The following is a 21,375-nucleotide window of genomic DNA, read 5'->3' as shown; positions in this document are numbered from 1 at the left end:
GGATAACGCTATGACGAACCTGGTCCGCCGCGACGTTCTGAAGACGGGTGGCGTGACCGCGCTCGCGACGATCCTCCCCGCCGTGCCGATCGGTGCGGCGGGGACGGGCTCGGCCAGCCTACGCGAGATCGTGTCGCTGGCGACGGGGTGGCGGTTCCATCTCGGCCACGCGAGCGATCCGGCGAAGGATTTCGGGTTCGGGCGCTCGCATGACACCTACGCCAAGTCGGGCGATGTCGGCACGCCGGTTGCCGAGCCCAAGTTCGACGACAGCGCATGGACGGCAGTAACGCTGCCGCACGACTGGGCGGTCGACCTGCCGTTCGAAGAGTTCGGGCCGGCGGGGAGCGAGGCGGACCGGACCGGATCTTTCCAGGGGTTCAAGCCGGTCGGGCGGATGTGGCCGGCGACCAGCGTCGGCTGGTATCGCCGGGTGATTGCGTTGGCCAAGGCGGACGCGGGGCGGCGGTTGCTGCTCCAGTTCGATGGGGTCGCGCGCGATTGTCTCGTGATACTCAACGGCTTCGTCGTCGGCTCGACCGAGAGCGGGTATGCGCCGTTCGAGATCGACGTCACGGATTTCGCCAAGCCCGGCGAGGACAATGTGCTCGTCATCCGCTGCGACGTGAGCCTCGGCGAGGCGTGGTCGTACGAGGGGGCGGGGCTCTACCGCGACGTGCGGTTGGTGAAGACCGCGCCGGTGCATGTCCGGCGCTGGGGTGCCACGGTGCGCTGTTCCGTCGAGACCGGCGGCGCCACGGTCCGGGTTGCAACCGAGATCGCGAATGATGGCCCTGCGTGTGAGGCGCGGGTTCGATCGACGGTGATCGGTCCAGACGGGAAGAGCCTAGTGCTGTTCGCGGACCCGCTCGCGCTGCCGGCTTGGGGCGCGACGACCGCGACGCAGGAGACCCGCATCGTCGCGCCTGCGCTCTGGTCGCTGGAAATGCCGCATCTCTACACGCTGATCAGCGAGATCCTTGTCGACGGCACGCTGGTCGATCGCGACACGTCCACCTTCGGCATCCGCACGATCCGGTTCGACGCGAACCACGGGTTCTTCCTCAACGGCAAGCCGGTCAAGATCAAGGGCACCTGCAACCACCAGGATCATGCCGGGGTCGGCTTCGCGGTGCCCGACAGCCTGCACGTCTGGCGACTCGAACGGCTGAAGGCGATGGGCAGCAACGCCTATCGCTCGACGCATCATTCGCCGTCGCCCGCGATCCTCGACGCGTGCGACCGGATGGGCATCCTGATGATCGACGAGACGCGGCAGATGTCGAGCAATGCCGAGGGCCTGGGGCAGCTCGAACGGATGGTCCGGCAGGGGCGCAATCATCCGAGCATCGTCCTGTGGAGCATCGGCAACGAGGAGATCCACCGCGGCACCGAAACCGGCGCGCGGATCGCCGAGACGATGAAGCGCAAGGTGTACGAACTCGACGGGACGCGGCCGGTGACGGAGGCGTTCAACGGCAAGTTCGGCGAGGGGGCGTCGCGCGTGCTCGACGTGATGGGATGCAATTACTACCTCGACGCGATCGATCCGTACCACGCCGCGCACCCCGACATGCCGATGATCGGTACGGAGACGGGCAGCACGGTGATGACCCGCGGCGAATATGCGCGGGATGACAAGGCGGGCTTCGTGCCCGCCTACGACCGCGAATTTCCCAAATGGGCGACGACTGCGGAAAAATGGTGGAGTTTCTACGACGCGCGGCCGTTCCTGAGCGGTGGGTTCGTATGGACCGGGTTCGACTATCGTGGCGAACCGACCCCGTTCGAGCGCTGGCCCGAGAACGTCTCGAACTTCGGCCAGATGGACCTGTGCGGCTTCCCCAAGGACAATTACTTTTACTACCGCGCGTGGTGGAGCGGCGAGCCGGTGCTGCACCTGTTCCCGCACTGGAACTGGGCGGGGCGCGAGGGCCAGCCGGTATCGGTGTGGGTGCACAGCAACTGCGAGGCGGTCGAACTGGTCCTGAACGGGCGGAGCCTCGGGCGGCAGGCGGTGGTGAAGAACAAACATCTCGAATGGCAGGTGCCCTATGCGGCGGGGCGGATCGAGGCGCACGGGTATCGCGGCGGCAAGCGCGTGATGCACGCGGTGCGCGAGACGACCGGGGCGGCAGCGCGGATCGGGCTGTCGAGCGATCGGCGGCAACTGGCGCCGGGCGAGGTCGCGGTGGTGCGCGTGGCGATCCTCGACCCGAAACGGCGCGAAATGCCTACCGCGTCCAATCGTGTGTCGTTCACGCTGACGGGTGATGCGACACTGCTCGGCGTCGGCAACGGCGATCCGCGGAGTCTCGAGCCGGATCATGCGACGTCGCGCTCAGCGTTCAATGGCTTATGCATGGCGCTTGTGCAGGCGGGCGCGAAGGGCGGACCCATTCGGCTGGAGGCGCGTGGTGACGGCCTCGCGCCGGCGATGCTGCCGTTGATCGGTATGACCAAGGATAGCTGATGATTGTACGTCGTTCGTCGCGGGCGCTCGCGCTGGTATTGCTGTGCGCTTCGGCGGCGGCGGAGGCGGCGCCAGACGAGGCGGCGTTTCAGCGCTCGATCGGCTTGCGTCGCGCTTGGCAGGATCTCACGCGCGACGTTGCGTGGCCCGCGCACTGGACGCCGGACGGGCGGCGCTTTTCCTATCGCAAGACGGTGGCGGGCGGGTTCGCGTTCGAGACGGTGGACGCAAAGACGCTCGCCAAGTCGCCCGCGTTCGATACGGCCAAGCTCGCGGCGGCGCTGGGCGATGCGCGGCACGATGCGGTCGATCCGATGCACCTGCCGTTCGCCGAATTCGACTACGTGGAGGATGGCAAGGCGATCGCGTTCTCGCTGGACGAGACGCGCTGGCAGTGCGGGATCGTCGTCTATCGCTGCGAGGCGGCGGTCGATCGCAGCCGACCGCGCGGATTCGGCGTGGTGCGGGACATGGCGGTGCCGGCGAACAATAGTCCGAAGGTTTCGCCCGATGGGAAATGGACGGCGTTCGTACAGGGCGACAACCTCGTCGTGCGCAAGTCCGGCGATGCGGCGGTCGTGCCGCTCAGCGTCGATGGAAGCGCGGGCGATTTTTACGATCCGGAGACGCTGCGCTGGTCGCCGGACAGCCGCCGCATCATGATCTACCGCGTCCGGCCGGGCTATCAGCGGCGCGTGCTACGCGTCGAATCGTCGCCGCGCGATCAGCTCCAGCCGAAGTTGCAGAGCCAGCTCTATCCGAAGCCCGGCGACGCGATCGACCAGGAACGGCCGGTGCTGTTCAACGTGGCGACCCGGCGGCAGACGGTGATCGACGACGCGCTGTTCCCCAACGCGTACGAACTCTCCGCGCCACGCTGGCGGAGCGACGGCCGTAGCGTCGCGTTCGACTATGTCCGACGCGGGTTCGGACAAGCGCGGATCGTCGCGGTCGATGCGGAGACGGGCGTTGCGCACGCCGCGGTGACCGAGGATGCGAAGACGTTCGTCTATGCCGATCGCCGCTATGCGCACGATGTCGGCGCGGATGGCCGCGAGATCGTCTGGGCGTCAGAACGCGATGGCTGGAACCACCTGTACCTGATCGACGGCCGCACCGGAGCCGTAAAGAACCGAATCACGACCGGCGACTGGGTGGTGCGCGACGTCATCCAGGTCGACGATGCCAAGGGCCAGATCGTGTTTGCGGCGAGCGGAATGAATGCGGGCGAGGACCCGTATTTTCGCCACGTCTACCGGATCGATTTCGACGGGCGGCATCTGAGCGCGCTGACGCCGGCCAAGGCCGATCACGACGCGCGGTTCTCGCCGGACGGGGCGCAGTATGTCGACACCTATTCGCGCGTGGACCTGCCGACCGTCAGCGAACTGCACCGGTCGAGCGACGGCGCGCTGGTCGCGACGATCACCAGGGGCGACGACAGCGCGTTGCGCGCAGCGGGGTTTCGGCCGCCCGAGGTGTTCGTCGCCAAGGGCCGTGACGGCAGGACCGACATCTGGGGCGTCGTCGTTCGGCCGCGCGACTATGACCCGCGCAAGCGCTATCCGGTGATCGAGAACATCTATGCGGGGCCGCACGACAGCTTCGTGCCCAAGCAATATTGGCCGTTCGGGTACCATTCCGGTGGCGACAAGGCGATCGGGATGCAGGCGCAGGCCGATCTCGGCTTCATCGTCGTGCAGATCGACGGGATGGGGACCGCCAACCGCTCCAAGGCGTTCCACGACGTCGCGTGGAAGAACCTCGCGGACTCGGGCTTCCCCGATCGTATCCTCTGGCATCGCGCGATGGCGGGGAAGGACCCGTCCTACGATATCGGCCGGGTCGGCATCTACGGTGCGTCGGCGGGCGGGCAGAGCACGCTGAACGCGCTGCTGTTCCACGGCGATTTCTACAAGGTCGGAGTGGCCTATGCGGGCTGCTACGACAACCGGATGGACAAGATCAGCTGGAACGAACAGTGGCTCGGCTGGCCGGTCGATGCGAGCTATGCCGCCGCCTCGGGCGTCGATCACGCCGCGCAACTGACGGGCAGGCTGCTGATGATCGTCGGCGAGCAAGACAGCAATGTCGACCCCGCCTCGACGATGCAGGTCGCCGGCGCGCTGATCCGTGCGGGGAAGGATTTCGAGCTGCTGGCGGTACCGGGGGGCGAGCATAGCGTCGGGCGCTCGACCGGCCCGATCGACTATGTCGCGCGGCGGCAGTTCGGGTTTTTCGTTCGGGAGCTGGCCGGGGAAGCGGTGCCGGATTGGAATGGGGTCAAGTGAGGGCAGACTGAGATACATGCCCCCCACGTCCCACCCCGGCGAAGGCCGGGGCCCAATTGGGGGACGTCGCTGACTATGGACGGTCCTTCGTCACGTTGACCTTTCCAATTGGGCCCCGGCCTCCGCCGGGGTGGTGTTCTGACTATTGAGGTGACAGGCTAAGACTGATTGGTGCCGATCCCAGTGGGACGGTGTAGCCGCCGCGTTCGAACTGGGCTCCTGCCATCGTGTAAGACCGACCGGTCTTGGTCGTCGTCTCGACGAACACGCGTGCGGCTGGATTGATCCTCGTCGCCGCATCGAGCGTCAGCGTGACCGCCCCCGTCGCCGGCATATACGTCGCGCGCGCGATCTTCCCTGCCTCCAGCGTGATCCATAACCCGGCGGGGGCGATGAACAGGCGGGTGCGGGCGCCGTCCCTCGGGGTGATGCTGACCGCGCCCGCCGCCTGTTCGACATTGCCGCCGAAGCCTAGCCAGCCGAAGGTCGGGTCGTTCACCAGATAGCTCGCGGCGGTGATCGCGTGGCCGTAGAAGCCCATGCCGTAGTCGCCGCTATACGGGTCCCATTTCATCATGTCGGGCGCGGAGTGGAACGCGGCCGACGAGAAGCCGTCGCGGTCGATGTTGGTGATGCCGCCCATCATGCCGCCATAGGCGATGCGGAGCAGCCGCAGGTCGGTCGGGTCGGCGCGGTAGGCGTCGAACAGCGGGACGGCATTGAGCGTCGAGCCGTAATGGTGGAGCTGGCGCTCGATCCGCGGGTATTTGCCGCCGTAGAGGAAGTCCCAATAGCGGCGCGCATTGCCGTTATAGCCCCAGCTCGGGATCGTCGGGTCATAGGCGAGGATCACTTTCCGCGTCACGTCGGCCTGCGGCTGGTAGCCGAAATAGCGCATCCAGGCGTAGACCTCGGGCTGGCCCGTCGAATCCCAGGCCATCTCGCTGCCGAACGGATAGCGCAGCGTCCGCCAGTGATCGGCGCGCTGCTTCATCAGGCGCTCCATTTCGGTCGCCTCGGCGGTCAGGCCCTCGCGCTTCAGGTCCTTGAGGATATCGACGAACACGTCGCCCTCCATCAGCCCGAACTGCGTGTAATAGGGCGCGTCGCGCATCATCGCGGTGGTGGTCTGATAGGCGTGGTCGAGATACCAGCGCCACGGATGCGCGGTGACGAGCCCGGGGTGGTTGCGCGCGACGCGGTACAGCACCCAGTGGCCGATCGCGACGTGCGGGTAGTTATACGCGCGGCCGAGATCGCCTGCGTCCTTCTTCGACCAGGAGGTCCAGGTCTTCCAGTCGACGGTCGGGTCGTAATAGCCGGGATGCGCGGCGGGATCGTAGTAGAACAGGCTCTTCCGGACGGCGCCGGCGTGGGGGCCGTCGGGGACTTGCAGGTCGCCTTGAATGGTCTCGTCGACGAGGCGTTGCAGCTTGGCGATCTCGGCCGGGTCGGGGTTGTCGAGCTGTTTCGAAATGGCCGCGACCCAGCTGCCCGCGCCGCCTTCGTCGCTCATCCCCGAGATCCAGACGCGCGGGTCCTGCGTGACCACTTTGCCGGCCTCGCGGTCGTAGGTGAGGATCGCGGGGTTGCGACCGAACGGATCGGCCGTGTCCTCGTACCATTGTTGCGTCGTCGAGAAGCGGCCGAGGTCGGCCATCGTCTGGTCGAGCGGTTTGGTGATGTAATAGCTGACCGTCTGGACGCTGCCGTCGGCATAGGTGATCGCGAGGCCGGCGCGGCCCCAGCCCTTGCTGCGCACGGTGTAGCGAGCCCAGCCTTTCGCGCTGGCGGCCGGCGTTGCGGTGAGCGCACCAGCGGGGAAGCTCTCGACCTTGGCGACGGGTAGGGGCGTCCTGAGGAATAGCGAGGCGTCCTGGTCGGTCGGGACGACGTAGCCGGGGATGCCGACCGCGACGGGGCGGTGGTTGGCGACGAGCGTGTCCTCGATGGCCGCGATCGACGGCGCGGTGACGAAGCGGACGCCGATGGTGCGCGCCCCGCCGGGGGCCAGCGTGAAGCTGGTCGGCACGTTCCACTGTTCGCCGGCCTTCGCCCATTCCTTCTCGGCGAACGCCTTGCTGGCGACCGTCCAGTCGTAGAACCCTTCGGAGGTCTGGCCGCGCTTGCTGCGGTCGGTGAAGATGTCGCCCTTGGGCGCCTTGGCGGCTTCGAGGATCGGGCGGTAGGCTTCGAGCGGCGTGCCCTTTTCGGGAAGGACGAGCAGCGCGGGGCCGGCGCCGTTGAGGCGGGTGACCTGGAGGTAGCCGGCGTCGCGGCCGATATACGGGTCGACGAAGCTCGCCTGCGCATGCGCCTGTTCGAGGCTGCGGTCGGTGATGATGTTGTCGAACACCATCGGCAGCCCGAGCGCGCCGACCTCGACGGGGGTGGTCGTGGTGTTGGTCAGCGTGAAGCGGAGCGCGAGGGCGCCGCGGTCGTCGATCCAGCGACGCTCGACGCGCAACGGGCTGGCGGCCCCGAGCGACGCGGTGATGTCGGCGGCGGCGAGCGTCGTGCCGGTCGCGGGCAGGCGGCGGATCGCCTTGCGGTGTTGTGCGGAGGCGAAGTCGGTCCAGGCGCCGCCGGGTGTGCGGACGCGGAGGTGGATGTCGCCGATATGGACATAGCCGTCGGCAGCACGCTCGGCTTCGCGCGCGCCGGGGACGAAGTCGAAACCGGGCTCGGCGGCGGGCGAGAGGCGAGCGAGCGTCTGCGTGTCGGTGCGGAGCGCGAGTCGGAAGGCGGGGGTGCGGAGCGCAGTCTGTGCGATCGGTCGGTAGCTTGGCTTGGCGGGCTTGGCAGGCTTAGGTTCCGCATACCCGGGCAGTGTGGCGGTGCCGAGCAGGAGGAGCGCGAGGAGGGGGCGGAATGCGGTCATGAATGGCTCGCTCGGGCTCGACGGTGGGTGCGAAATGGCACTTGCGCCACTCCTCTCGACGTTTAGTATACGATATCCGAATGGAGATAAAGATGTTCGCAAACCGCCGGGATGTATTGATGGGGACGACGGCGGTGGCGCTGTTGTCGGTGGGCGAACAAGCATTTGGCAAGGGGGCGGCAACGCTGCCGGCTAGCGCGAAACCTTTGCCGCTGTCCGCCGTGCGGCTGCTCCCTTCCGCCTACGCGACCGCGGTCGAGGTCAATCGCGCATACCTGCTGCGGCTGAGCGCGGACCGGTTCCTGCACAATTTCATGGTCTATGCCGGGTTGCCCGCGAAGGCGCCGCTCTATGGCGGGTGGGAAAGCGACACGATCGCCGGGCATACGCTCGGCCATTACCTGACCGCGCTCGTGCTGATGCATGCGCAGACCGGTGATGCGGAGTGCCGTACTCGTGCGGATTATATCGTCGCCGAGCTGGCGCGGGCGCAGGCTAAGCGCGGCACCGGTTATGTCGGCGCGCTGGGGCGCAAGCGGAAGGACGGGACGATCGTCGACGGCGAGGAGATCTTCCCCGAGGTGATGCGCGGCGAGATCAAGTCGGGCGGGTTCGATCTCAACGGCTCGTGGTCGCCGCTATATACGGTGCACAAGGTGTTCGCGGGGCTGCTCGACGTGCATGCCGCGTGGGGCAACACACAGGCGCTGACCGTCGCGACGGGCCTCGCGACGTATTTCGCGAAGGTGTTCGCGGCGCTCGACGATGCGCAGATGCAGACGCTGCTCGGGTGCGAATATGGCGGGTTGAACGAGAGCTATGCCGAGCTGTGCGCGCGCACCGGGAACAAGCAATGGCTCGACGTCGCGGAGCGGCTGTACGACCGGAAGATGCTCGATCCGATGGTCGCGGGTGAGGACAAGCTGGCCAACTTCCATGCCAATACGCAGGTGCCGAAGCTGGTCGGGCTGGCGCGGATCCACGAACTGAACGGCAAACCCGCACCTGCGAACGCCGCGCGGTTCTTCTGGACGACCGTCACGCAGCATCACAGCTATGTGATCGGCGGCAATGCCGACCGCGAGTATTTCTCCGGCCCCGACAGCATCGCCAACCACATCACCGAGCAGACCTGCGAGCATTGCAACAGCTACAACATGCTGAAGCTGACGCAGCAGCTCTATGGTTGGGCACCGGACGGCGCGATGTTCGACTATTACGAGCGCGCGCATCTGAACCACATCATGGCGGCGCAGGACCCGAAGACTGCCGGCTTCACCTATATGACGCCGCTGATGACGGGCACCGCGCGCGAATATTCGACGCCGAAGGACGACGCGTTCTGGTGCTGCGTCGGTACGGGGATGGAGAGCCATGCCAAGCACGGCGAGGCGATCTTCTGGGAGGGCGGCGATACGCTGCTGGTCAATCTCTACATCCCGGCGGAGGCGCAGTGGCGTGCGCGCGGTGCGGTGCTGACGCTCGATACGCGCTATCCGTTCGAGCCGGAATCGCGGGTGACGCTGACGAAGCTGGCAAGGCCGGGGCGGTTTCCTATCGCGCTGCGCGTGCCGGGCTGGGCGAACGGGCGCGCGACGGTGACGGTCAATAGCGCGGCGGTCGAGCCGGTGCTGGCGAAGGGCTATGCGATCGTCGAGCGGCGGTGGAAGGCGGGGGATGTCGTCGCGATTACCGTGCCGCTCGACCTGCGGCTAGAGAGTGCACCAGGCGACGTCGATACGGTCGCGGTGCTCCGCGGGCCGATGGTGATGGCCGCCGATCTCGGCTCGACCGAGGCGAAATGGGAGCAGGCCGATCCGGCGATGGTCGGCGCGGATCTGCTCGCCGCGTTCACGCCGACGGCTGGCGCGGGCGCGCGCTATGCGACGAAGGGGATCATCCGGCCCGCCGACCTCAGTTTCGTGCCGTTCTACAGCCAGTACGACCGGCGCAGCGCAGTGTATTTCAAGCGCTTCAGCGAGGCAGCATGGAAGACCGAGGAAGCGGCGTTCCTGACCGAGCAGGCGCGGCTGAAGGATCTCGCCGCACGGTCGGTCGACGTGATGCATTTGGGCGAGATGCAGCCCGAGCGCGATCATGCGCTGACGTCGGAAATCTCCTATCCGGTCAGCTATCGCGGGCGGAACGGGCGCGATGCGCGGTCGGGCGGGTATTTCGAGTTCGCGATGAAGACGCGGCCGGGGCCGCTGGTGGTGCAGGCGACCTATTGGGGCGACGAGCGCGCGCGCGATTTCGACATCCTCGTGGATAACGTGAAGGTCGCCACGCAGCATCTGGAGGCGGACCAGCCGGGCAAGTTCTTCGATGTCGAATATCCGCTGCCGATCGGACTGACCAAGGGGAAGGCGAGCGTGAAGGTGCGGTTCGTGCCGCATGACCGGTCGTCGGCGGGGCCCGTGTTCGGGGTGCGGATGGTCGCTGCCAAGCCGGGCGCAACCGCATGAGCGAAGACGTACCAATGACGCTCGACGAGGTGCGGGGGCTTGCGCGAAAAGTCCTGCTCGGGGCTGGCCTGTCGCGTGCGCATGCCGAGGCGGTGGCGGAAACGATGGTTGCGGGTGAGCGTGACGGTTGCGCGAGCCACGGCATCTACCGGCTGCTGGTCGCGGCGAACAGCGTCGGCAAGGGTGTCGTTGCGGTCGATGCCGAGCCGGTGGTGAGCGAGCCGGCGCGCGCGCTCGTGCGGGTCGATGGCGGCGGCGGGTTCGCGCAACTCGCGTTCGAGCGGGGCCGGCCAGTGCTGGCGGAGAAGGCGCGCGCGTATGGGATCGCCGCGATGGCGCTGAACAACGTGGTGCATTTCGCGGCGTTGTGGCCCGAGGTCGAGGCGCTGGCGGAGGACGGGCTGGTCGCGCTGGCGGTCACGCCAAGCCATGCCTGGGTCGCGCCGGCGGGGGGTACCTTGCCCGTGTTCGGGACCAATCCGATTGCGTTCGGCTGGCCGCGGCCGGGCGAGCACCCGTTCGTGTTCGACTTCGCGACGAGTGCGGTCGCGCGCGGTGAGATCGAGCTGCATCGGCGTGCCGGGAAGGCCGTGCCCGACGACTGGGGCTATGATGCGGACGGGCAGCCGACGACCGACGCGGCGGCGGTGCTGAACGGTGCGATGCGGACGTTTGGCGGGCACAAGGGGTCGGCGCTGGCGGCGATGGTCGAGCTGCTCGCCGGGCCGCTGATCGGCGACATGACCAGCCGGGAGTCGCTCGACGCCGATGCTGCGCGCGGTGGATCGCCGATCGGTGGGGAATTGATCATCGCGATCGATCCCGTCGGGTTTCTCGGCGATGCGGTCGCCGAGCACCTTGCGCGGGCGGAAGCGATGTTCGGGGCGATCGAGGCGCAGGGCGCTCGCCTGCCGTCGCAGCGGCGGTACGCGGCGCGGGCGCGGAGTGTGACCGAGGGTGTGGTGATACCCGCAGCCCTGTACCGCGACATCATGGCGCTGGTTCCAGGAGAATGACGATGAAGGCGATGATCCTGTTGCTGGCGCTGGGCTCGACTGCGGCGGGGGCGGTGCCTCCAAAGGCTCCTAAGGCCGCGGCGGCGACGTCGGCGGATGCGCGGTTCGAGGCGCTCTACACCGCGGAATATGCGTGGCGACAGCTCCAGTTCGCGCAGGGCGAGGACAACCCGACCGCCGCGCCGCGCCTCCCCGATGTCGGCCCCAAGGCGCAGGCAGAGCGCCTCGCGCGGTTGACCGACGTGTCGCGGCAACTGGCAGCGATCTCACCGGCGACACTCTCCCCCGCCAACCGCGTCAATTATGCGGTCTATGCGCAACAGATCGACGCCTTGCTCGCCGAGCAACGCTTTCGCGATTACGAAAAGCCGCTGACCGCGGATACGAGCTTCTGGGGCGACGTCGCGGAGAGCGCGCGCGGCAATTTCAAATCGGTAAAGGACTATCGCGACTATATCGCGGTGATGCGCCAGATCCCGCGCTATTTCGACCAGCAGACCGGCAATATGCGCGCGGGACTGGCGCGCGGGTTCACGCCGTCGCGCGTGACTTTGACGGGGCGCGACAACGGGGTCGCGCAGGTCGCCGAAGCGAAGACGCCGCAGGACTCGCCGTTCTACGAACCGTTCAAGAGCTTCCCATCGACGATCCCCGCCGCCGATCAGACCGCGCTCAGGGCCGAGGGCGCCGCGGCGATCTCGCAGGCGGTCGTCCCCGCCTATGCGACGCTGCTGAAGTTCCTGCGCACAGAGTATATCCCGCACGCCCGCGAGGGGCTGGCGGCGTACGACCTGCCGGACGGCAAGGCCTATTATTTGTCGAAAATCCGCGAATACACCACGCAGGACATCACGCCCGAGCAGATCCACGCGCTCGGGCTCGCCGAGATCGCCAAGATCCGCGGCCGGATGGACGGCGTGATGCGCAGCGTGAAGTTCCAGGGCGATTTGCAGGCGTTCTTCAATCACCTGCGCACCGATCCGCAATTCTATCCCAAGACGCCGAACGAGCTGCTGTACCGCGCGGCGTGGATCGCCAAGACGTTCGACGGCAAGGCGTCGTCGTGGTTCGGGCATCTCCCGCGCAGCCGGTTCGCGATCAAGCCGGTGCCAGCGGACATCGCGCCGTTCTACACCGGCGGGCGCGGCGGGCCGGGGATCTATCTGGTCAACACCTACGACCTACCGTCGCGGCCGTTCTATTCGCAGGTCGCGCTGACGCTGCACGAAAGCGCGCCCGGCCACGCGTTCCAGATGCCGCTCGCGTCCGAGAACAAGAGCCTGCCGGCGTTCCGGCGCGACACGTATCTGTCGGTCTATGGCGAGGGCTGGGCGCTGTATTGCGAGACGCTCGGCGAGGACATGGGGATGTACGAGACGCCGTACGACCTGTTCGGGATGCTGAGCTATCAGGCGTGGCGCGCGGCGCGGCTGGTAGTCGATACCGGCATCCATGCGAAGGGCTGGAGCCGGAAGCAGGCGCAGGACTATCTGCACGACAATACCGCACTGTCGAACCACGAGATCGAGACCGAGGTCGATCGCTACATCGCGTGGCCGGGGCAGGCCTTGTCCTATTATATGGGCCAGATCGCGTTCCAGACCGCGCGGAAGAAGGCGCAGGACAAGCTCGGCGCGAAGTTCAACATCCGCGCGTTCCACGACGCGATGCTGGAGATGGGATCGGTGCCGGTGCCGGTGATCGAGGCGCGCACCGACCAGTTGATCGCGGCGGGCGGCAAGGGGCCATATCCTGACGAGGAGTGAGTGCAGGCTCCCCATCATCCCGGCCCCGTTATCTTCGCCCCGTCATCCCAGCGAAAGCTGGGATCCAGAGCCACGAAAGCTGGCTTGCGTGGCTCTGGATCCTGGGTCGAGCCCAGGATGACGGAGAGCGGGGTATCCTGCGTTAGCCGAACGGGCGGTCGATCGAGGGCTGCGGGTCGGTGAACCAGGCGGCGCCGGTATCCGTAACGTGGAAATGATCCTCCAGGCGGATGCCGAAGCGGTCGGGGACGACGATCATCGGTTCGTTCGAGAAGCACATCCCCGGTGCCAGCGGCGTGCGGTCGCCACGGACGAGGTAGGCAGGTTCGTGGATCGACAGGCCGATGCCGTGGCCGGTGCGGTGCGGCAGGCCGGGGAGGCGGTAGTCGGGGCCGAGCCCGGCCTTTTCCAGCACGACGCGGGCGGCGGCGTCGATCGCCTCGCACGGCACGCCCGGCTGGACTGCGGCGAACGCGGCGGCTTGCGCCTCGTGTTCGATGTCCCAGATCGCCCGCGCCTCGTCGCCGACATTGCCAAACGCGTAGGTCCGCGTGATGTCGGAATGATAGCCCTCGACCTGGCAGCCGGTGTCGATCAGCACGAGCTGGTCCTCCTCCAGCAGCTGATCGCCGGGCAGGCCGTGCGGAAACGCCGTCGCGCGACCGAACTGGACGGCGCAGAAATACGAGCCCGACGAGCCGATCGCGCGGTGCGCGTCGTCGATGAAGCGGATCACCGCGCTGGCGGCGATGCCGGGGTGGAGGATACGCGCGGCGCGGCGCTGGACGTCGAGCGTCATCGCCTTGGCTTGGGCGAGCAAGGCGATTTCGGCGGGGCTCTTGATCATCCGGCAGGCGTCGATCACCGCCGTGCCGTCGGCGACGTCTAGCCGCGTGGCGGCGAGCGCGCTCGCCATGCCATAGGGCAGTTGCGGGTCGAGCAGTAGCCGGCCAGCTACCGCGTCCGCCACCAGCGCATACGGGCTCTCGTCCTCTTCCCAGAGGCGCAGATCGGCGTCGATCTCGACCGCGGCCTCCAGCGAGCCCTGTTCGAAACGCGGGCAGATCAGGATCGGCTGGCCCTTCACCGGCAGCAGCAGCGCCACCAGCCGCTCGGTCGCACCCCACGGGATACCAGCGAAATACCGCAAGCTCGCACCCGCCGCGATCAGTAGGGCATCGGCGCCCGCCGCCTCGGTCAGTGCGCGCGCCTTGTCGAGCCGTGCAGTTCGCTCCGCTAGGGTGATGCGCGGCGCACGGTCCGCCCAGGGGGCAATCGTCGCTAGTTCGTCGGCTGTCGAAGATCCGCCGATGGTCATGCGTGAGGTCCTTTTCTACCGAAACGGTCGAGGTCGAACGGCGCGAGCGGCACCGCCGCAGTTTCTCCTGCCAACATCGCCGCGACGAGCGTCGCGGTCACCGGCGCGAGCGTCAGCCCGAGATGTTGATGGCCAAACGCATAGGCCAGATTGGCGTGACGCGTCGAGCGGCCGATCGCGGGGAGATAGTCGGGCAGCGTCGGCCTGGCCCCCATCCAACGCGTGAACGGCCCCTCGATCGGCAGGCCGAGCGTGCGGACATGATGCTCCAGCCGGTCCCATTTGCGCGGATCGGGCGGACCGTCGGGATCGCCGAGTTCGACGAAGCTCGCCGCCTGGACGCAATCGGCATAGCGCGTGACGATCATCGAGCGGTCCTCGAACACGACCGGCGGCAGGTCGGCGGGCCAGCCCTCGGCGCGCGCGCGGATATGATAGCCGCGCTCGGCGATCATCGGCACGCGGTACCCGAGCGGTTCGAGCAGCGCGCGAGAGCGGACGCCTGCGGTTACCAGCACCTGATCGACATAATGTCCGGCGATAACGATCCGATCGGCGTCTTCCATCAATCGCGCCGCCTGGCGGACGATCTGGCCACCCCGGGCTTCGACCGCGGCCTCAAGCTTCGTCGCAAGCTGGCGCAGTTCAGTAATCTGGCCGCTGCCGGTGAAGCGGATCGCGCCGCCGACCGGATCGGCGAGGAAGCCCAGTCGGTCCAGCAAGGCAGGCTCGGCATCGATGATCCGCGCGGTTCCGATCGCGGTTTGCGACCAGCGCTGCCGGCCGGTCCGTGCGCTCGCGGCCGAATCCCAGACGACGATGTGGCCGTCTTCCCGCAGCAGATCAGGGGCGTCGAGCGCTTCAACCAGATCGCGCCACGCTGGCATCGCGCCGGCGAGCAAGGGGGTCAGCGCGGCCGTTCCTGCCGCGAACTTCGCCGGTGTCGACGCTGCGGTCAGCCGTGCGGCGAACGGCAGCCATTGCGCTGCCATCGACGGCGGCAGCGCGAGCGCACCACCCGCGCTGAACAGTCGCTTCGGCACCGATCGCAACGCGGCGGGGGAGGCGAGCGGCTCGACCTGTTCGACCGCGATGTGCCCGGCATTGCCCCAGGATGCGGCGTTGTAATCAGTGTCGCGTTCGAACACACTCACGCCATACCCGCGATCGAGCAGCGCGACGGCGCAACTGAAGCCGACTACGCCGCCTCCCACGATGCCGATCGTTTTCAACCCATTTCTCCTGTTGCACCGCACCCATCGATTTCGTATACGGTATATATATTGAAACGCAGGAAGGTCGATACCGAATGTCTGTCGAATGGAAGGGCGTATTTCCGGCCGTAACGACGCAGATCCGCGAGGACATGAGCGTCGATCTCGCCGACACGCAGCGCGTCGTCGACGACCTGATCCGCGACGGTGTGACCGGGGTGATCGCACTCGGCACGGTCGGCGAGAATAACTCGTTCGACTATGATGAAAAGGTCGAAGTGCTCACCGCGATCGTCGAGGCGGTCGACGGGCGCGTGCCGGTCATCACCGGTGTGTCGGAATACGACACGCGCCGTGCGGTTCGCTATGCGCAGGCCGCCGAGAAGGTCGGTGCGGACGGCCTGATGCTGCTGCCGCCGATGGTCTATGTGCCGAAGCCGCACGAACTGGTGGCGCATTTCAAGGGCGTGGCCGAGCAGGTCGGCCTGCCGATCATGCTGTATAACAACCCGCCCGCGTATCGCACGCTGATCGACAACGATGTGCTCGCCGCGCTTGTCGATGTCGCGAACATCGTCGCGGTCAAGGAATCGGCGCCCGACACGCGGCGTTTCACCGACGTGAAGACCGCGTTCGGCGACCGCTACGTGCTGTTCGCCGGGCTCGACGACGTCGCGCTCGAGGGGCTGTATCTGGGCGCGCAGGGCTGGGTCTCCGGACTCACCAACGCGTTCCCGCGGGAATCGGTCGAGCTGGTCAATGCGTTCGCGCGCGGCGATCATGCCAAGGCGATGGAGATCTATCGCTGGTTCATGCCCTTGCTTCATCTCGATGCCGAGCATGACCTGGTCCAGTCGATCAAGCTTGCCGAGCAGGTCATGGGGCGCGGCTCCGAACGCGTACTGCCGCCGCGCTATCCGCTGATCGGCGAACGGCGTGCCGAGGTGATCGCGATGGTCGAGAAGGCGGCGGCGACGCGCCCGACGCTCTCGAACTGATGCGCCACACCTTCTTCTGCATCGACGGCCATACCGCCGGCAATCCGGTCCGCCTCGTCGCGGGCGGTGCGCCGTTGCTCAAGGGCGCGTCGATGTCGGAGCGGCGGCGGGATTTCATGACCCGGTTCGACTGGATCCGCACCGGGCTCTGCTTCGAACCGCGCGGGCACGACATGATGTCGGGCGGGTTCCTCTATCCGCCGACACGCGACGATACCGATATCGGCATCCTGTTCATCGAGACGAGCGGGTGCCTGCCGATGTGCGGGCACGGTACGATCGGAATGGTGACGTTCGGGCTCGAACACGGGCTGATCCAGCCTGCCGTACCGGGCCGGTTGCGGATCGAAGTGCCCGCGGGCGTTATCGACGTGGCGTACGAGACCGAGGGCGCCAAGGTGACTTCGGTGCGGATCACGAACGTGCCGGCGTATGTCGCGGCACGCGGTATCGCGGTCGACGTCGAGGGGATCGGTCCGCTGAGCATCGATGTCGCCTATGGTGGCAATTACTACGCGATCGTCGAGCCGCAGGGGCGCTATACCGGGCTCGACGACCTCGGCGCGGCGGAGATCATCGCGCTCAGCGGTCGCGTTCGCGAGGCGGTGCGGGCACAGTTCGAGCCGGTTCACCCACTCGATCCGACGATCCGCGGCGTCAGCCACGTGCTGTGGGCCGATGTGCCACGCGGAGACGGCGCCGACGGTCGCAACGCGGTATTCTACGGCGACAAGGCGATCGACCGGAGTCCTTGCGGCACCGGCACGTCGGCAAGGCTCGCGCATCTGGCGGACAAGGGGCGATTGGCGGTCGGCGACCGGTTCGTCCACGAGAGCTATATCGGCAGTCGCTTCATCGGCCGCGTCGAGGCGGAAACGTCGCTCGGTGACACCCCCGCGATCATCCCGTCGATCGAGGGATCGGCGATCGCGACCGGGTTCAACACGATCTGGATCGATCGCGACGATCGTTTCTGGAACGGTTTCCAAGTTTCATGACATTTCGGCTATGCTGGCCCGGTAATCCAGTTTTCGGAGCCGTCCATCCATGAGCATCGTCGTCCGCACCCTGTCCGAGCAGGTGTTCGAGATCGTCCGCGAGCAGATCGTCACCGGCAAGCTCGCCGGCCATACCGCGATCCGCCAGGATGCGCTGGCGACCGAACTCGGCGTCAGCAAAATCCCGTTGCGCGAGGCGCTGGCGCGGCTGGAGCAGGAGGGCCTGCTGACCAGCCACGCCAACCGGGGGTACTCGGTCCAGCCGATGTCGGCGGACGAGGCGGACGACATCTTCGCGCTGCGCCTCAGCATCGAGCCGCAGGCTGCCGCCTATGCATCGACCGTCGCGAACGACAACGACCGTGCAACCGCGATCCTCGCGTTCGAGGAACTCGACAGCGCGGCGAGCGAGCGGCTGGCCGAAGTCGCGATCCGCAACCGCGTGTTCCACACCGCTCTGGTCCGGCCGGGTCGGCGCCTGCTGACCACGCAGATGGTCGAGCGGCTCGCGATCCTCGCCGAGCGCTACGTCGTCGCACATCTGCGACCCGCGGGGCGCGAAGATCGTGCACATCTGGAGCATCGCCAGCTGCTCGATGCATGGCTCGCGCGCGACGACGATCGCATGCTGACGCTGCTGACCAGCCATATTCAATCGACGCTGACCGATCTGCGCGCGCAGTTCGACACGGCCCGAGACTAGAGATCACAGGGGATGGGCAATGTTTGGACCGCGTAAATCGTTCGAATCGTCTGCCCATAACCGCGAGCACAGCCTCGCCAAGACGCTGAGCTGGCCGCATCTGATCGCGCTCGGGGTGGGCGCGATCGTCGGCACCGGGATCTATACACTGGTCGGCGTCGGGGCGGAACGCGCCGGGCCGGGCGTTATCCTCGCCTTCGTGATCTGCGGCGTGATCTGCGCGTGCGCGGCACTCGCCTACACCGAACTCGCGACGCTGATCCCTGCGGCAGGCAGCGCCTATACGTTCAGCTATACCGCACTGGGCGAAGGTGTCGCCTGGGTGGTCGGCTGGAGCCTGATCCTCGAATATTCGCTGGCGTGCTCGACCGTCGCGGTCGGCTGGTCGGGCTATCTGGTCGGCTGGATCGAGGCTGCAGGGATCCATTTGCCGCACGCCTTGCTGGTCGGGCCGCATGGCGGCGGGCTCGTCAACATGCCCGCGGTGCTGGTGTCGCTCGCGGTGATGGGGATGCTGATCCTCGGCACGCGGCAGAGCGCGACGCTGAACATCGTGCTGGTGCTGATCAAGCTGGTCGCGCTGACGATCTTCGTCGTCTACGCCGCGCCCGCGTTCAAGGCCGACAACCTCCACCCGTTCATGCCGTACGGCTTCGGCTCGACCGAGCTTGGCGGGCACAAGCGCGGTGTGATGGCGGCGGCGGCGATCGTGTTCTTCGCGTTTTATGGCTTCGATGCGGTCGCTACCTCGGCGGAGGAAACCAAGAACCCCAAGCGCGACCTGACGATCGGTATCGTCGGCTCGATGCTGGTCTGCACGGTGATCTACATGGCGGTCGCGGTCACCGCGATCGGCGCGCTGCCGTTCACGCAGCTCGCCAATTCACCCGAGCCGCTCGCGCTCGTGCTGCGCCAGTTGAGCCAGCCGTTTGCCGCGCAGATCATCGCGCTGGCGGCGGTGATCGCGCTGCCATCGGTGATCCTGGTAATGATGTACGGGCAGAGCCGCATCTTTTTCGTGATGGCGCGCGACGGCCTGCTGCCGCGCGGTCTCGCCAAGGTCAGCAAGCGGACCGGATCGCCTACGCTGATCACGCTGCTGACCGGCCTGTCGATCGCGGCGGTCGCGGGGTTCTTCCGGCTCGACGAGATCGCCGAACTCGCCAATGCGGGGACACTGATCGCGTTTATCTCGGTCGGGGTGTGCCTGATGGTCCTGCGCCGGACCGCGCCGCAACTGCCCCGCCTGTTCCGCTGCCCAGCGGCCTATGTCGTCGGTACGGTGACCGTGCTCGGCTGCCTGTATCTGCTCGCGAGCCTGCCGACCTCGACGCTGGTCCGGTTCGTGATCTGGAACGTCGTCGGATTTTTACTGTATTTCGTCTATGGCCGGCGCAACAGCGACGCCGGCAATCCGGCACACGCGGTCTGACCAATGCGCGTCACCGCTTCTTGCGGCACGCGTCCGAGCAATAGATCACGCTGTCCCAGTCGCGCGCCCACTTCTTCCGCCACGTGAACGGGCGCTCGCATGCCGGACATACCTTAGTCGGCAGGTTCTGCTTGGCGATCCCATTGGGCATCAGCGGGGTTGCGCGTCGAGGAAGGTCTCGACCTCGGTGAGGTCGACGGTCTTGTCGAGATAGGTTTGGCCGATCCCGCGCGCGAGCAGGAAGGGGAGCGTGCCCGCCGCCATCTTCTTGTCGTGGCGCATGTGATCGACGAGGCGGGCGCCGCTCGCGCCGATCTTCGCCGCGGCGAGCCCGTCGGGTAGCCCGACATCGCGCCAATGTGCCGCAACGCGCGCCGCGTCCTGCCCGGAGCAGATGCCCTGTGACGCCGAGAAGCCAAACGCGAGCGAGCAGCCCGCGGCGACGCCTTCGCCGTGGATCAGTGCCTGCGAGAACCCGGTTTCAGCTTCCAGCGCGTGGCCGAACGTGTGGCCGAGGTTGAGCAGGGCGCGCGTCCCGTTGGTCTCATGCTCGTCCGCCGCGACGATCCGCGCCTTTGCCGACACGCTGTGGGCGATCGCATATTCGCGCAGGCCGATGCCACCGGCCAGCAACGCGGCACCATTCGCCTCGCACCATTCGAAGAACGCGAAGTCGTCGATCAGGCCGTATTTCACGACTTCGGCATAGCCTGCACGCAGCTCGCGAATCGGCAGCGTGTCGAGCACCTGCGGATCGATCAGCACCATCACTGGCTGATGAAACGCGCCGATCAGGTTCTTGCCGGCCTTCGTGTTGATCGCGGTCTTGCCGCCGACCGAGCTGTCGACCTGCGCGAGCAGCGACGTCGGGATCTGCACGAAGTTGCACCCGCGCTTGAGGATCGAGCAGGCGAACCCGACCAGGTCCCCCATCACACCCCCGCCAAGTGCCACGACATGATCGCCGCGCTCGACGCCGAGTTCGAGCAGCCGGTCGCACAGCATCTCCAGCGTCGCCCAGCTCTTGCTGCCTTCGCCCGGCGCGAGCACGATCGCCTCGGACGCAATGCCCGCCGCGGTCAGCGACGTCTGTAGCGTCGCCAGATGCGCCGACAAATTCTCGTCGGTGACGATCGCCACGCGCCGACCCTTCGCGAGCGGTGCGAGATACTCGCCGGCCCGTGCGAGAATCCCCGCTTCGATGTGGATCGGATAGGTCCGCGAACCCAGCTCAACGGTAACGGTCTTCATCGGCCAAGCGCTCTCAGGATTGCGGCGACGGTCGCTTCGTGCGGCGTCTTGTTGCTGACGATATGGATGTGCGCCTGCGCGTAGATCGGGTTGCGGACGCGCGCCAGTTCGGCGAGCACTTTGCCCGGATCGCGGTTGCGGAGAAGCGGTCGCGTATCGCGCCGCCCGACGCGCTCGACCAGGATGTCGGGGTGCGCACTGAGCCACACCGAGATGGCGTCGCGCATGATCAGCGCCCGCGTGTCGTCGTTGATGAACGCGCCGCCACCGGTCGCGATGATCTTCGGCGTGCCGTCGATTAGGCGCGCGATCACCCGGCGCTCGCCATCGCGGAAATACGCCTCGCCGTATTTGGCGAAGATCTCGGCGACGGTCATGCCCGAAGCCGCTTCGATCTCGTGGTCGGCGTCGACGAATGGCAGGTTCATGCGCAACGCGAGCCGCCGGCCGACCGTGGTCTTGCCTACGCCCATCAACCCGACGAGCACGATCGGTCGATCGATCGGGGCTGGGGCGGGGCCGCCTGCGGGCCCGCCTGAGGGGTTGTGGCTTTGCAACATCGTGAGGGG

The 21,375-nt window shown here is 67.1% G+C and carries 15 protein-coding genes; 9 read left to right on the top strand and 6 right to left on the bottom strand.

What is annotated here, in order from left to right; genetic code table 11:
* Positions 1 to 10: 10 nt before the first annotated feature.
* Complete coding sequence (galA, locus tag U1763_RS11630; protein WP_332755326.1) at positions 11 to 2,473, top strand: beta-galactosidase GalA; 2,463 nt, start codon at positions 11 to 13, stop codon at positions 2,471 to 2,473.
* A complete protein-coding gene (locus U1763_RS11625) occupies positions 2,473 to 4,764 on the top strand; it encodes a DPP IV N-terminal domain-containing protein (RefSeq protein ID WP_332755325.1) in 2,292 nt (763 codons plus the stop codon). Before galA ends, U1763_RS11625 begins: the two co-directional genes overlap by 1 nt.
* Before the next feature lie 142 nt (positions 4,765 to 4,906).
* Here U1763_RS11625 and U1763_RS11620 read toward each other — a convergent pair whose 3' ends face one another.
* Complete coding sequence (locus tag U1763_RS11620) at positions 4,907 to 7,645, bottom strand: DUF5695 domain-containing protein (protein ID WP_332755324.1); 2,739 nt, start codon at positions 7,643 to 7,645, stop codon at positions 4,907 to 4,909.
* A gap of 92 nt (positions 7,646 to 7,737) precedes the next feature.
* Between U1763_RS11620 and U1763_RS11615 the strand changes: the two genes are divergently transcribed.
* From U1763_RS11615 to U1763_RS11605, 3 genes are read left to right on the top strand one after another with little or no spacing between them, the layout of a single operon-like run.
* Positions 7,738 to 10,110 (top strand): beta-L-arabinofuranosidase domain-containing protein, encoded by a 2,373-nt coding sequence (locus tag U1763_RS11615; protein ID WP_332755323.1) that lies wholly within the window; start codon positions 7,738 to 7,740, stop codon positions 10,108 to 10,110.
* A complete protein-coding gene (locus tag U1763_RS11610) occupies positions 10,107 to 11,126 on the top strand; it encodes an Ldh family oxidoreductase (protein ID WP_332755322.1) in 1,020 nt (339 codons plus the stop codon). The genes U1763_RS11615 and U1763_RS11610 overlap by 4 nt, the downstream gene beginning before the upstream one ends.
* Positions 11,127 to 11,128: 2 nt before the next feature.
* Complete coding sequence (locus tag U1763_RS11605) at positions 11,129 to 12,892, top strand: DUF885 domain-containing protein (protein ID WP_332755321.1); 1,764 nt, start codon at positions 11,129 to 11,131, stop codon at positions 12,890 to 12,892.
* A 142-nt stretch (positions 12,893 to 13,034) separates the two neighbouring features.
* Here the strand turns inward: U1763_RS11605 and U1763_RS11600 are convergent, their stop codons facing one another.
* On the bottom strand, positions 13,035 to 14,210 hold the full coding sequence (locus U1763_RS11600; protein WP_332755320.1) for a M24 family metallopeptidase: 1,176 nt from the start codon (positions 14,208 to 14,210) through the stop codon (positions 13,035 to 13,037).
* Positions 14,207 to 15,442 (bottom strand): NAD(P)/FAD-dependent oxidoreductase, encoded by a 1,236-nt coding sequence (locus tag U1763_RS11595; RefSeq protein ID WP_332755319.1) that lies wholly within the window; start codon positions 15,440 to 15,442, stop codon positions 14,207 to 14,209. Before U1763_RS11595 ends, U1763_RS11600 begins: the two co-directional genes overlap by 4 nt.
* Before the next feature lie 77 nt (positions 15,443 to 15,519).
* Here U1763_RS11595 and U1763_RS11590 point away from each other — a divergent pair, with 77 nt between their 5' ends.
* Genes U1763_RS11590 through U1763_RS11575 form a run of 4 tightly spaced genes read left to right on the top strand, consistent with a single transcriptional unit; the run spans position 15,520 to position 19,555 of the window.
* Positions 15,520 to 16,422, top strand: coding sequence for a dihydrodipicolinate synthase family protein (locus tag U1763_RS11590; protein ID WP_332755318.1), 903 nt, complete (start codon positions 15,520 to 15,522; stop codon positions 16,420 to 16,422).
* Positions 16,422 to 17,420, top strand: coding sequence for a 4-hydroxyproline epimerase (locus tag U1763_RS11585; RefSeq protein ID WP_332755317.1), 999 nt, complete (start codon positions 16,422 to 16,424; stop codon positions 17,418 to 17,420). Before U1763_RS11590 ends, U1763_RS11585 begins: the two co-directional genes overlap by 1 nt.
* Positions 17,421 to 17,469: 49 nt before the next feature.
* Positions 17,470 to 18,123 (top strand): GntR family transcriptional regulator, encoded by a 654-nt coding sequence (locus tag U1763_RS11580; RefSeq protein WP_277983001.1) that lies wholly within the window; start codon positions 17,470 to 17,472, stop codon positions 18,121 to 18,123.
* Between the two features lie 19 nt (positions 18,124 to 18,142).
* A complete protein-coding gene (locus U1763_RS11575; RefSeq protein ID WP_332755316.1) occupies positions 18,143 to 19,555 on the top strand; it encodes an amino acid permease in 1,413 nt (470 codons plus the stop codon).
* Between the two features lie 10 nt (positions 19,556 to 19,565).
* Here U1763_RS11575 and U1763_RS11570 read toward each other — a convergent pair whose 3' ends face one another.
* From U1763_RS11570 to U1763_RS11560, 3 genes are read right to left on the bottom strand one after another with little or no spacing between them, the layout of a single operon-like run.
* Positions 19,566 to 19,706, bottom strand: a complete 141-nt coding sequence (locus tag U1763_RS11570) for a DUF2256 domain-containing protein (RefSeq protein ID WP_132739257.1) — start codon at positions 19,704 to 19,706, stop codon at positions 19,566 to 19,568.
* Entirely contained in the window at positions 19,706 to 20,806 is a 1,101-nt protein-coding gene (gene aroB, locus U1763_RS11565; protein ID WP_332755315.1) for a 3-dehydroquinate synthase, read from the bottom strand. The genes U1763_RS11570 and aroB overlap by 1 nt, the downstream gene beginning before the upstream one ends.
* Positions 20,803 to 21,366 carry a shikimate kinase gene (locus U1763_RS11560; protein ID WP_332755314.1) on the bottom strand — a complete coding sequence of 188 codons (564 nt, stop codon included), beginning with the start codon at positions 21,364 to 21,366 and terminating at the stop codon, positions 20,803 to 20,805. The genes aroB and U1763_RS11560 overlap by 4 nt, the downstream gene beginning before the upstream one ends.
* Positions 21,367 to 21,375: the final 9 nt, after the last annotated feature.

This window comes from Sphingomonas sorbitolis (assembly GCF_036663875.1).
Classification (GTDB): Bacteria; Pseudomonadota; Alphaproteobacteria; order Sphingomonadales; family Sphingomonadaceae; genus Sphingomonas.
The sequence above is the reverse complement of the archived record's forward strand: the minus strand, read 5'-3'. Positions and strand labels throughout refer to the sequence as shown.

Excerpts from the sequence above, each read along its gene's own strand:
- U1763_RS11585 (WP_332755317.1), top strand. The coding sequence starts at position 16,422 with ATGCGCCACACCTTCTTCTGCATCGACGGCCATACCGCCGGCAATCCG.
- U1763_RS11575 (WP_332755316.1), top strand. The coding sequence starts at position 18,143 with ATGTTTGGACCGCGTAAATCGTTCGAATCGTCTGCCCATAACCGCGAG.
- U1763_RS11600 (WP_332755320.1), bottom strand. The coding sequence starts at position 14,210 with ATGACCATCGGCGGATCTTCGACAGCCGACGAACTAGCGACGATTGCC.
- U1763_RS11605 (WP_332755321.1), top strand. The coding sequence starts at position 11,129 with ATGAAGGCGATGATCCTGTTGCTGGCGCTGGGCTCGACTGCGGCGGGG.
- U1763_RS11625 (WP_332755325.1), top strand. The coding sequence starts at position 2,473 with ATGATTGTACGTCGTTCGTCGCGGGCGCTCGCGCTGGTATTGCTGTGC.
- aroB (WP_332755315.1), bottom strand. The coding sequence starts at position 20,806 with ATGAAGACCGTTACCGTTGAGCTGGGTTCGCGGACCTATCCGATCCAC.
- U1763_RS11590 (WP_332755318.1), top strand. The coding sequence starts at position 15,520 with ATGTCTGTCGAATGGAAGGGCGTATTTCCGGCCGTAACGACGCAGATC.
- U1763_RS11580 (WP_277983001.1), top strand. The coding sequence starts at position 17,470 with ATGAGCATCGTCGTCCGCACCCTGTCCGAGCAGGTGTTCGAGATCGTC.
- U1763_RS11570 (WP_132739257.1), bottom strand. The coding sequence starts at position 19,706 with ATGCCCAATGGGATCGCCAAGCAGAACCTGCCGACTAAGGTATGTCCG.
- U1763_RS11560 (WP_332755314.1), bottom strand. The coding sequence starts at position 21,366 with ATGTTGCAAAGCCACAACCCCTCAGGCGGGCCCGCAGGCGGCCCCGCC.
- U1763_RS11620 (WP_332755324.1), bottom strand. The coding sequence starts at position 7,645 with ATGACCGCATTCCGCCCCCTCCTCGCGCTCCTCCTGCTCGGCACCGCC.
- U1763_RS11610 (WP_332755322.1), top strand. The coding sequence starts at position 10,107 with ATGAGCGAAGACGTACCAATGACGCTCGACGAGGTGCGGGGGCTTGCG.
- U1763_RS11615 (WP_332755323.1), top strand. The coding sequence starts at position 7,738 with ATGTTCGCAAACCGCCGGGATGTATTGATGGGGACGACGGCGGTGGCG.
- galA (WP_332755326.1), top strand. The coding sequence starts at position 11 with ATGACGAACCTGGTCCGCCGCGACGTTCTGAAGACGGGTGGCGTGACC.